We start from the raw sequence: 11,565 nt of genomic DNA on the forward strand, positions 1-11,565 counted from the left end.
CACAAGGAAAAGGTTTGCTGTTTTGGTTATAGGTAGCTTAATATGCTGTAGTGAAAGTGGTAAATGCAGTCCACTCTGTACCAGGGATAACGGTAGCTGTGGTAGCGGTACTCCATGTTGTGCCAGCTGCCTCGTTACCGCCATTTATGCTACTTAATGCGCTTTGATCGAGTTTAGCGATGGTTTTTTTGTCCAGGCTTAATTTGTTGTTTTTGTCGAATTGTTTTGATTTCATGATTGTAAATTTTAGTAATGGTGCCTACTCTATCAGCTTTTCGGCTTACGCTTTATTTACAGTTAGGAAAACATGCTCGTGCAGCTTAGTCTACACACGCTACGATTTTCGGCTGTTTTGGTTTTATAGGTAGCTTAATATGCCGTGGTAAAAGTGGTAAACATGGTCCATTCTGTTCCGGGGATAAGAGATGTAGTAGTTGTTGTTTCCCAGGTAGTACCAGCCTCGTTACCGCCATTTACGCTGCTCAGTGTGCTCTGATCAAGCTTTGCAATGGTTTTTTTGTCGAGACTTAATTTGTTGTTTTTGTCGAATTGTTTTGATTTCATGATTGTAATTTTAGTGGTATTGCCTACTCTGTCAGCTTTTCGGCTTACGCTTTATTTATTTGTTATTTTTTTAATATCTATCCCCTTAATAAGGTTCCAGAACCATAATTTCTTATTATTTGCGAGAATTCCATTTTTATAAATTTTTGATGATACCCAGGTAATTAAAACGAAGCATATCAAAAGCAAACCAAGTGATAGGATAATTTGATGAACCGGAACACCCATCGGAAACCTTACCATCATCGCTATCGGTGAAGTGAAAGGAATTACCGACAGCCAATAAGCAATATTACCGTTCGGATCATTTAAAATAGCTGTTTGCGCGAGCATTAAGGTAAATATGAGCGGGGCTGTTACCGGAACAACAAACTGTTGCGATTCAGATTCATTATCAATCATCGATCCTACGGCGGCAAATAAAGCACTGTATAAAAAATATCCCCCTATAAAATATGCAAAGGGCACAGCAATAATAACAGGCATGCTATATGGTATTTTTATGCCCGAAAGCAAACCTCCAAAGTCTATATCAAACACTTTAAAGTAGTTGATACCGAAGTACGCAATGCAGATCCACAGTAAAAATTGTGTAATGCCTACCATGCCTACGCCAACAATCTTCCCTAACATTAATTCGAATGGTTTTACCGATGAAATGATAATCTCTACAATCCTGCTCGATTTTTCTTCTATCACCCCTCTCATCACCTGGTTACTGTACATAAAAATGGATAAAAAAACCAGTGTGGCTAAAAGTATTCCGATTGTACCCAGGGTTTTTACATTGGTGTAGGCGCCAGCAACCAGGGTGTTTTCTTTGAAGGATAACCTGGTACTGTTTATTTCAGCACCTGATTTTTTTAAACTTTCATTTAAAAAAAGATATTGTAACTGGTTTTGGATAGAGTTTAAAATAGAACCGGCGATATTATTTGAAGAATATATTTCTATCTGGTGCGTATTTTTAAAAGCCGTTGAAACATACAAAACGATGGTGTTCTGATTTTCGGCAATCCTTTTTTTAATTTCGTCCAGCCCTATATCCGCATATTCTGTTTTTAGCCCGGCTATTGATGTTAAGCCTGAAAATAAATCATCGCGTTGTTCTACAACAATAACCTTATTGAGTTTAATCTTCTGATTTTCATTTATTTTTCTTACCCCCATAAGCAGCAGGTAAATCAGAACAGGACAGATCACCGTTATCAACAAGAAAGATCGTTTCTGAACTCTTGTTAAATACTCTCTCTTTATAATTAAAAATAACTTGTTCATAATATTAATTTTTAAGATCAACTGCTTTTATAAAAACCTCGTTCATTGAAGGAATTATCTCGTTAAAACTAACAAGCTGAATGTGCTCGCTAAGTGAATCTTTGAGGAACTGATCTGCAGTATATAACCCATTGGTTTTTATTGCCACCTGGTTTACATTGTTGACCACCTCTTTGGATAAAACGGTTATGCCTTTATTTGTTAACAGATGATTAAGACTGCCTTTGTAACAAAAGCTATAGCTCGAATCCTTAAAAGCCTCTTTTAAATCCCTTACACTTCCTTCCAATACTTTTTTCGACTTGTTGATCAATACGATGGAATTACACAATTTCTCTACTGATTCCATGCGGTGCGTTGAAAGAATGATGGTTGCCCCGTTTTGGTTAAGCTCGAGTATATTTTCTTTGATCAATTCGGCTGTAACCGGATCAAACCCGGTAAATGGTTCGTCTAAAATAATAAGCTCGGGTTTGTGTATTACTGCTGCAATAAACTGAACCTTCTGCTGCATCCCTTTTGAAAGCTGCTCGAGTTTTTTGTTCCTTAAGTCGGATATAAAGAGCTTTTTAAGCCAATAATCTGCCTGCTTTTTAGCCTCTCCATGGCTTAATCCCCTTAGTTGGCTCAGGTACAGAAGTTGTCCTTCAACAGGCATCTTTTTATAAAGCCCACGCTCCTCTGGCAAATAACCAATTTTGCGGATGTGTTTAGGCTGGAGCTTCTCGTCGCCAATCATCACCGAGCCTTTATCTGTTGGTAGTATTTGGTTTATTATCCTCAACAAAGTTGTTTTGCCCGCCCCATTTGGTCCAAGGAGGCCAAAAATTTCTTTCGGAGGAATATTAAAACTTACATTATCCAATGCCAACTGGTTAGTGTATTGTTTTGTAATGTTTTTTATCTGTAACATAATTTTATCCGTTAAGCCCCTTATTGTCCAATTCTTTTTTCTTCTCTCTCTATTCCAACTTTACGGTCGTTTTGTTTTTTCACCCTAACGTTGCCAAATTTTTGCGAATAGGTAAGGGTAATGGAACGCGTATCGTACCTTGCTATATTCTGTAAATTGATGTTGCTGTATTGTGTTGTATAATAGGTTTGATAAGTCTTAAAAATGTCGCTAGAGGTTAATTTAATACTCGAGTTTTTGTTAAGTACCTTGGTAACCCCCACATTTACCAGGTAATTAGCATTGTAGTGGTAAAATCCGTCAGAGTACGGCGAGGTAAATAGCCCCATCAAATCTACACTCCAGCCTTTTTTAAATAGAAATCCGTTATTTACGGTCAGGTTTATATTAGGGGTCGATTTTTCAGTCTGAACCGAAGGATATGATCCTTTAAAGTAACTGCTTGATAAATTGCCATTAAATCCCCACCATTTACGTATCGCTTTGCTTACTGCAACATTTAAGTTTATCGATTGGCCGTATTTATAATTATCGAAGTAGCTTATAATGCCTTTTGTTGCCATATCCTGTTTGTAAAATGTGCCGTAGAAATTTTTGATGTAATTATAGCTTAACGAGGTAAATACAGTTTGTTTGTATGCCCATGATAATTCCAGTTCATGCTTGGTCATCGGATCAAGATTTGGGTTTCCCTGAAAATAGTTGTAAGTACTTTGAAACAGTAAAAATGGATTTACATATTGGTAAAGCGGCCTTTCTATACTTTTTCTGTAGGCAAAAGAAAACTGGTTTTTGGCTGATTTGCTATATTGAAAAGCCAGGCTCGGAAACAACTGGAAATAGTTTTTTGTGAATTCGCTGCCCATGGTAATCGAATTGCCGGTAATATTGGTTTGTTCACCTCGTACCATTAACTGGATGCCAACCTTTTTAATTTGTCTGGACAATCCGAAATAAGCTGCATTTACGTTTTCGTCATAAATAAAATGATTTGTTTTTCCCGGGTCAACCAGCCAGCTATTGTCCTTTAGGTTTTCCCATTTTACATCATTATCGGTCGTTGTAAAAGCACTTTTTAATCCAAACGATACCTTTCCCAGTTTAATCGTTTTTTCATAATCGGCTGTTACAGATTTGATTGTAATGTGTCCGGGAGAATTATCCCGCAATTCGTTATCCGAACGTAATTCCTGGTTAGAACTCCCAAAGTAATTTGTTGTATAATCGTTACTGGATGATTTACCATACCTGTAGTAATCGCCGTTAATGGTAAGCGATTGTTTACTTGCAGCATCATTAAATTTGTAGAAAACATTTGCCGATGGACTATTCCATGAAGAATTTCCAACTACTTTTGTAAATATCGTCGAATCAACAGGTTTGTTTATCAGGCCAATAGGGGTATTGGAGTCATCGTTCCGTGTTCTGCTGGTAAAGCTCCCCCTTAACAAAACACCTACGGTGGTTTTCTGGTTAATATCGTAATCTACTCCTGCTTTTACCGAATGAAGATCCGTCCGTTTTTCCGAATATTGGTTTTCGTTTAAGTAGGTATACAGGTTATTGTTTTGGAGTATGCGGTTGTTTTCGAGGGTAGAAAACTGTTTTAGGCCCATAAAATTATAACTGCCGTATACATTCACTTTTTCTTTACGGTAATTTAAATTCAAGCCCGAATTGCCTCTTCCGAATTTGCCGACACCTGCACCTACAGTAAAACTTCCATTTGTTCCGTAGTTCAACATTTTGGTTGTTTTAATATTGATAATCGCTGATGATGATGCATCGTATTTGGCGGAGGGGTTACTGATCAGTTCTATTTTATCGATAGCATTGCTCGGCTGGGCACTCAACCAGTTTTTAAGCTCCTCTCCGCCCAGGTAACTTGGCCGCCCGTCGATATAAACCGAAACGGCTTTAGATTTCAATGATATGCCACCAGATTGGGTTAACTGAACACCTGGGGCCTGCTGCAGGATCTCGAGCGCGGTGGTACCGGCCGATAATGAACTTTCGGATACATTCATTGTTACCCGATCAAGGGACTGTGTAATAAATGGTTTCCTAGAGATGACGTTTACAGATTTTAAATTATTCAGTTCAGAAGATAATTTAATTGATGGCAATAACACATCTTTATCAAAAACCCTGATGTTTTTGTATTGATAGTCTTTATAGCCAACATACTTTACAAGTAACGAATAGGTACCTGTATCCAACAAACTAAATGAATAAATACCAGCAGTATTAGCCATTCCCTTTTGCTCCGTTCCACTTGTTTGGTTTTTAAGAATAAGGCCGGCGCTGGGTAAAGGGAGATTGCTAAGGGAATCTAAAATAGTTCCCGATAATTTCAATGATTTATTTTCCTGGCCGTTAACCGTAAAAGAAAAAACAGAGAGCATTAATATAAATGGGATACTGATCAGGATTGCTTTACTTTTCATATGATTTATTTTCTAGGTGATCTTTTTAACTATTCAAACATATATATATTGAAATGCCTAACTAAAAACAATACACTCTTTGGTCAAATGTGAGTACGGATTGGTAATAATAGGTTACAAAATGATAAGGGCACCACACGCTTTATGCGTAACGTAGAGTTATCTGGAAGATATATTCGCACTATGTTGAAGTTAAATAAGGGCATATGGGGGGCAGAATGAGGAGCCAGTATTGTGCTAACAGATACAGCTTTTGGCCGTATTGATGTGTTTATGTTTAGTGGTTTATTTTGTTGGTTAGCAGGGGCTTTGTAAGTACGGATTGGGTGGGGGATCCAATCTTTTGGCAATTTAGTTGTAAGCTGTAGGCGCTTTCCCAAATTTCTTTTTAAACGACCTCGAAAAATGAGATAAGCTCTCAAAGCCCAGTTCAAGGTAAATGGATCGGAGCCAAAACATTGGTGGCGATTTCGTCGTTTGCTTTTTCATAAAAATCATCATTGCCTATCTTCATCCAATTTTGGATCCCGGCGTTATTTACCAATACATTTAAATCGCTATGGTTTTCGGCAATCCAGTTGTACAGCTCAATTCGGCCTTTTTCATCCGATAAATCGCATACTTTGGTATTACCGAGGGTAGTTTTTCGGCTGCTTCCTGTAAAGCCAATTCGCGCCGGCCACAAAAGTGGTGTAAACTAATTCTAGTATTATAAATCAAAAACGACAAGTAAATCCACAACGAGTCACCCCCTCTTCTTTTAAGAAAGAATAACAAACTAAATTTTGCACTCATTTTAAAATAATTTAAAAGTTATAAAATTAAGATTGTTGTTCTTTACAATCAAGATATTCGGCACTCTAACAACCTGATTAACAGATTTTTATACAGGATTTAGCGCACCAACTTTATAAACAGTAAAGTGCGCTCTATTTGTCCACCTATATTTTAAGAAAATCTAAATTTTTTGGGATGCTGTAAAAGCTAAAAAGCCTCTAGAAATACATAGAGGCTTTTGATACATTTTGTAATGTCACTTGGCGGAATGGACGGGACTCGAACCCGCGACCTCCTGCGTGACAGGCAGGCATTCTAACCAGCTGAACTACCACTCCTTTTGTTCTTCTTTAAAGTTCGAACCTCTTTCCCTTTCAGGATTGCAAATATATACACTATATTCAGTTTATCACTATAGTAACCGACTTTTTAATTAATAAATGCGTAACACACTGAGCCTCATTCAAAATATTTTTATCAAAATGATTATTAGGCAAAAAAGCGGAATGGACTAGACTTGAATACCACACAACACACTACTGAATATCAACATTTTAAACCCTAAGAATGAAGCCGCTCAACACATGCTCATCAATTTTTTGCAACTATTTGACTGTAATTGATTAAGTTAAAGATTGTCAAAAATATAATTTAATGCGATTTAATTATTGATATATATAAGCTTCATCATCGAAAGCTTAACAGGTTGTTCCCCTCGTATCCCGAAGATTACTCGTTCAAAAAAAACAAAATGGGAAACAAGGACGGCTTGCTGATGAAAAGTAAACGTTAATCCGCATATTCCTCCAATATACTTAGCGTATATTTTGATAGTTTGTATTTTACGGCTACCAGGCCGAAGAATCTTTTCAAGGTAGTTGCGCTGATCATTTTTTTAGTGCTCTTAGAAATCTCTTCCGACAAAAATTTGCAATCCCAGGAAGTAACAGAACTGAGCCCGGCCTTTAAACAGACGCGGGCTCTTAGTTCTTTTAATGCTTTATCATCCATAATTTACGAGCTTTCCTACCTAGGTGTGCCAGGCAGGAAAGTGCTATTACTAATATTTTAAAATGGTAAATTCTGTTCTTCTATTTTGCTGATGTTCTGCTGCAGAACAGCTCGCGCCATTTGAGCAGCGGTTAAGCAAACGTGTTTCGCCATAGCCTTTGGCAGTCATCCTGCTTCTCGCGATACCCCGGCTTACCAGGTAATTGACTACAGATCTTGCTCTCCGTTGAGAAAGGTCCAGGTTGTAGATATCTACACCACGACTATCTGTATGAGAAGCAAGTTCAATTTCCAGGGTAGGGTTATCCCTCATGGTGCGGACCAGCTCATTCAATATTTTTGCCGCATCAGCCCGGATATTGTCTTTGTCAAAGTCGTAATGAATATTCGCAAGTCTCAGTGTTTTACCCTCCTCAAACAACGGCTCTAAGCGCAATTCAGCATATAAAGTGTCTGATTTTGTCAGCCCTTTTGTGGTTAACATTGCTGAGTCTGCGTAGAACTTTATTTTGGTTCCAAGCACTTTATAGTCGCTTTCTTTATCAAGCTGAAAGAAGAAGGTACCATCCTGTTCATTGATTTTTTTTGCTACGATACCTGATCCGTCCTTCGACAGGGTAACTGTCACATCAGAAAGGCGTTCCTGAGTTTTCTTGTTGAACGCTACCCCACGTAGCGCGAGAATGATTTTCGGACGGGAGTAGTTGAACGTATAGATGTCGTCAGAACCCTGCCCACCTTTACGGTTAGATGCCAGATATCCGGTAATTCCATCGGGGGTTGGCCCGGTGGTAAAGAAAGCAAAGTCATCTGCAGCAGAGTTAACAGGATACCTTAAATTTACTGCTTTCGTCCAGTTGGATTTATTACCCTTGCTGCTGAAAATATCCAGGCCGCCCATTCCTGGCAATCCGTCTGTAGAAAAGTATAGTGTACCAGTTTCACTTACCGAAGGAAACATTTCGTTGCCAGCAGTATTTACCGATGGCCCTACATTAATAGGTTTTCCCCAGGTACCGTCAGACTGCAGGTCGCTATACCAGATATCTGTTCCGCCTAATGTTCCGGGCATATCAGACACAAAATACAGCGTTTTTTCGTCGGAACTCAGACTTGCATGACCAACGGAGTATTCTTTAGGTTTGTTATACGCAAAGGGCTGCACCTGGTAAGTTCCAGTCTGCTTATTCTTCGTGTAAATATAAAGTTCGAGGTTACTTGTTTTGTATTTTCGTTTGCCAGCTTTACCCACTTCACCCTCGCTGCCCGTGTAAGTGCGGGTAACGTAAAAAACGGTTTGGGACTTGTCCGATACGAGCGGTCCCTGATGAAACGGAGCATCATTAAGGCCTGATTTTATCACCACAGGATTAGTGAGGTTATGCTCCATATCCGACATTGAGGCATAGATTTTAAGAAAGCTATTTCCCGTCCAGCCATAAGTTCTGTTCAATCCTTTATTTTCCGGCTCTCCGGTAAAATACACAAGTTTTCCCATAGGGTAGGCTGAGAACTCCGAAAGCGGCGTATTTACCCCCGTTTCATTTCTAATCTGGTAGGGGAGCGGATTTGCCATCCAGGTAATGGCAGAGTCGCAGCCTGCAAGTTGCAAGGCCACCTGAGGCGTAAGCCCGACCTTGGCGGAATAGTCAGAAAACACCTTTTTTGCCTCTGCGTATTTAAGATTTGCTTTCAGCATTTCGCCATAATAGAGTAGGTTGATGGCCGAACTTTCAGGCATAGCGATAACGCGCGAGTACCAGGTTTCAGCAGCTTCAAAGTCGTTCATATTGCGGTAACACAGAGCGAGATTTTCAAGGTCTTTAAGTCTCGGATTATCCTTGTCCACCAGTTTTTGGATTAGAGTGGCAGCGTTTGCATAGCTATATTGATTTAAAAGCATCTGAGCCCTTTCACGGACCCCGGGTTGTTCCTGAGCATTTGCCGATCCGAGCAGGATTGAGAGGACAACAATGACTAAACTAAATTTCCTATAATGGTTGTTCATATCAAATTTTTGGTTAAAGTGATCTTAATGTGTTCTATTAATTCTACCAGGCCAATAACGAAAGCCGACACGACTAAGATGGATAATAACATCAACCAGACCACGCCGGCTGTTGCTTTTAGGATGTAACAAAGTATCATATTAAAAAAATCTTGGACTCAGTAAACGAATATCCTTCCGTGGAAAGGTCATTCCGAGGGTGATCTCGTGCGTACCGTTTGAGATGCTCCCGAGCTTACTCAGCGCATAATCGTAAGAATAGCCGATGCGAAAACGTTTGTCAACATAAAATTGGGCGATGCCTGAAATTGCGTTCAATTGACTAAGATCTTGTCCATCAGTATATTTTTTGTTCCAGGTTTTTACACCGGTGCGGTATGCCCCACCGAACCATACTTTTCCACCGAAGATGACCATTGCGCCTACATCTAAACTGGTTGGCCCTTTAAAATCCTCTTTAACCATAATACTCGGGCGTAGTTTAGTATCGTCATTCAGATCGACCAACATGCCCGTAATCAAATACATATGACGCTGGCGCCTGATATTTTCATTACTACCATCGCTCCAACGGAAGATTGCATTGTCGTAGGATTTAGAAAATAGATCCATTACAGATGCGCCAATATAAAATTTAGGACTCGAGTAGTACACTCCAAACCTGGCATCAGGAATGATATTGCTGATTTTACCAACTGGCAGCGATTGATCACCACCATCTACCGGGTTAAGCATGCTTCCATCTAAACCATATTGCGTGAGGCCGACACCAATACCAAAGCTCAATCTTCTTGTGTCCTCATCATTTAACCGGATTCGGTACGCATAATTGACATAAGCAGAGTTTGCCGATTGCGGGCCGAGCTTATCAGCCGTAATCTGTAAGCCCAGGCCCATTCTTTTCGTATACGGATCCAGAATCCCATCGATAGAAATCTGCCCGGTCCTCGGAGCACCCTGAATCCCTGTCCATTGGCTTCTGAGGGCCATCTGGGCAAACCATTCCTCCTTATAACCGGCATAAGCCGGGTTTACGCTCAATGAATTGAAAATATATTGTGTAAACTGGATGTTCTGCTGTGCAAGAACCGGAGTAGTTCCACAACATAGCAAAGCTGCTACCAGTATTAATTTATTTATGCCTTTTATCTTCATAGCTTTTTTGATATGGCCGGTTGCCCGGCCGTACACTTATTTTTTAATTAAAACCCAACCTTTTTTAATCTGCTTATCGTTGCCGTTTCTCAGCGTGATCATGTAGTAATAGGTGCCTTCATTTAAGCCCTGACCGTCCCATGTGTTTTTGTAGTTGCTGTTACGGTATACTTCATTACCCCATCTGTTAAAGATTGCAATTTCTACCTGTTGGTAGTTTTCGATACCTACGATCACGAACAGATCATTCTTTCCATCACCATTAGGCGTAAACACATTAGGTATAAAGAAGCCCGTTACATCGATAGTCGCGATAGCCACGTTGGTCCAGTTTCCATTCTCGTCTTTTACACGGTAAGTAAACTGATCTTTCCCGGTGTAGCCGCTATATGGCGTATAGATTACAGTTCCGTCAACATTAACGACCAGTGTTCCATGCGTTGGAGAAGAAATAATTTCAACCGTCGATCTGTCGAATGGAGATCCGTCGATCCTGTCGTTGGTAAGTACAGGAATTGATACTGGCTTATTGTATTCCGTTTCGGCATGATCATCAATTGCGACCGGCTTAGAAGGAATCACAGTAATTGTTACCATTGCAGAGTTAGATACCTGACCGTTTTCATCGGTGACGGTATAGGTAAAAGTGTCCGTTCCTGTATATCCGTTATCAGGTGTATAATTTACTGTACCATCTGTATTCACCTTAACCGTACCATGAGCAGGATTGGTAATCACAGTTGTACTTGCAGGCACTAAAGGCTTGCTTCCAGGAAGATCATTAGTTTGAACATTGACAGTTACCGGTTTATTTTGCTGCGTTTTACCAGCGTCATCTTTCGCTACAGGCGGTTTAGCTAAAGGTGTTTCCGTAGCCGTATCATTGTCGGTATCTGTACCCGATGTGTCTTTCACATCATTGCCTTTAGGATCTTTGGCCGTTGCCACAGCAGTGTTTGTTACCTTTCCGTTATCAATATCTGCAGCTGTAATTTTATAAGTTTCCTTATGAGTTACCGTGGCACCTGGTGCAAGTGCTCCAGGGATCACTTTTGTACCGGCAAAGATCAAAGGATCATTAAGAACAATATTGCTCAATGTTGTGTTGCCTATATTAGTGATCGTGAAGGTGTATTCGATGTTGTTGTTTAACACGAAGGCACCCTGTACACCAGTTCCCACGTTAGTTACCTTTTTAACAAGCACCAAAGCACCAGTTTGTGGAAGTGGTGTAATCGTGCAATCCGGACAGGCAGGATCAACAGGAGGTGTACCAGGACCTGAAGGGTTGCCGCTTTCAGACTGATCGGTAACGTTGTTGCCTTTAGGATCTTTACCTGTTGCTGTTGCAATGTTGTAAACAGCACCTTTATCAATATCGGCCTGTGTTACCGTATAAGAAGCAGTGAAGT

Annotated in this window: 11 protein-coding genes and 1 tRNA gene; all 12 read right to left on the reverse strand. The window is 39.9% G+C overall.

Translation table 11 applies throughout. The annotated features are described in order from the left end of the window. Window positions 1–37 precede the first annotated feature (37 nt). A complete protein-coding gene (locus IM793_RS24445) occupies window positions 38–235 on the reverse strand; it encodes a class I lanthipeptide (RefSeq protein WP_193426100.1) in 198 nt (65 codons plus the stop codon). A 134-nt stretch (window positions 236–369) separates the two neighbouring features. Then, window positions 370–564, reverse strand: coding sequence for a class I lanthipeptide (locus IM793_RS24450; RefSeq protein WP_193426102.1), 195 nt, complete (start codon window positions 562–564; stop codon window positions 370–372). 51 nt (window positions 565–615) lie between these two features. Continuing rightward, window positions 616–1,842 (reverse strand): ABC transporter permease, encoded by a 1,227-nt coding sequence (locus IM793_RS24455; RefSeq protein ID WP_193426104.1) that lies wholly within the window; start codon window positions 1,840–1,842, stop codon window positions 616–618. Between the two features lie 4 nt (window positions 1,843–1,846). Next, on the reverse strand, window positions 1,847–2,755 hold the full coding sequence (locus IM793_RS24460) for an ABC transporter ATP-binding protein (protein WP_193426107.1): 909 nt from the start codon (window positions 2,753–2,755) through the stop codon (window positions 1,847–1,849). A gap of 20 nt (window positions 2,756–2,775) precedes the next feature. Further along, entirely contained in the window at window positions 2,776–5,202 is a 2,427-nt protein-coding gene (locus tag IM793_RS24465) for an outer membrane beta-barrel protein (RefSeq protein WP_193426109.1), read from the reverse strand. A 351-nt stretch (window positions 5,203–5,553) separates the two neighbouring features. Then, window positions 5,554–5,703: a helix-turn-helix domain-containing protein gene (locus IM793_RS24470; RefSeq protein WP_370629852.1), complete on the reverse strand. Its 150-nt coding sequence runs from the start codon at window positions 5,701–5,703 to the stop codon at window positions 5,554–5,556. Next, a complete protein-coding gene (locus tag IM793_RS24475; protein ID WP_227256384.1) occupies window positions 5,633–5,887 on the reverse strand; it encodes an SDR family NAD(P)-dependent oxidoreductase in 255 nt (84 codons plus the stop codon). Before IM793_RS24475 ends, IM793_RS24470 begins: the two co-directional genes overlap by 71 nt. A gap of 353 nt (window positions 5,888–6,240) precedes the next feature. Next, a tRNA-Asp gene (locus IM793_RS24480) sits at window positions 6,241–6,317 on the reverse strand. Window positions 6,318–6,768: 451 nt separating this feature from the next. Next, the gene (locus IM793_RS24485) at window positions 6,769–6,990 is read right to left on the reverse strand and encodes a hypothetical protein (RefSeq protein WP_193426111.1); all 222 of its coding nucleotides are present in this window, start codon (window positions 6,988–6,990) and stop codon (window positions 6,769–6,771) included. 49 nt (window positions 6,991–7,039) lie between these two features. Then, on the reverse strand, window positions 7,040–8,998 hold the full coding sequence (locus tag IM793_RS24490) for an OmpA family protein (RefSeq protein ID WP_193426113.1): 1,959 nt from the start codon (window positions 8,996–8,998) through the stop codon (window positions 7,040–7,042). Between the two features lie 141 nt (window positions 8,999–9,139). Beyond that, window positions 9,140–10,153 (reverse strand): type IX secretion system membrane protein PorP/SprF, encoded by a 1,014-nt coding sequence (locus tag IM793_RS24495; RefSeq protein WP_193426115.1) that lies wholly within the window; start codon window positions 10,151–10,153, stop codon window positions 9,140–9,142. 36 nt (window positions 10,154–10,189) lie between these two features. After that, window positions 10,190–11,565: Ig-like domain-containing protein (locus IM793_RS24500; RefSeq protein WP_193426117.1), on the reverse strand; the 1,376-nt coding region annotated here is incomplete at its 5' end.

Source organism: Pedobacter sp. MR2016-19, assembly GCF_014947265.1.
Classification (GTDB): Bacteria; Bacteroidota; Bacteroidia; order Sphingobacteriales; family Sphingobacteriaceae; genus Pedobacter.

Bases quoted from the DNA above. Each gene is read 5' to 3' on its own strand.
- IM793_RS24470 (WP_370629852.1), bottom strand. From the start codon at position 5,703: ATGATGATTTTTATGAAAAAGCAAACGACGAAATCGCCACCAATGTTT.
- IM793_RS24490 (WP_193426113.1), bottom strand. From the start codon at position 8,998: ATGAACAACCATTATAGGAAATTTAGTTTAGTCATTGTTGTCCTCTCA.
- IM793_RS24450 (WP_193426102.1), bottom strand. From the start codon at position 564: ATGAAATCAAAACAATTCGACAAAAACAACAAATTAAGTCTCGACAAA.
- IM793_RS24485 (WP_193426111.1), bottom strand. From the start codon at position 6,990: ATGGATGATAAAGCATTAAAAGAACTAAGAGCCCGCGTCTGTTTAAAG.
- IM793_RS24495 (WP_193426115.1), bottom strand. From the start codon at position 10,153: ATGAAGATAAAAGGCATAAATAAATTAATACTGGTAGCAGCTTTGCTA.
- IM793_RS24460 (WP_193426107.1), bottom strand. From the start codon at position 2,755: ATGTTACAGATAAAAAACATTACAAAACAATACACTAACCAGTTGGCA.
- IM793_RS24455 (WP_193426104.1), bottom strand. From the start codon at position 1,842: ATGAACAAGTTATTTTTAATTATAAAGAGAGAGTATTTAACAAGAGTT.
- IM793_RS24465 (WP_193426109.1), bottom strand. From the start codon at position 5,202: ATGAAAAGTAAAGCAATCCTGATCAGTATCCCATTTATATTAATGCTC.
- IM793_RS24445 (WP_193426100.1), bottom strand. From the start codon at position 235: ATGAAATCAAAACAATTCGACAAAAACAACAAATTAAGCCTGGACAAA.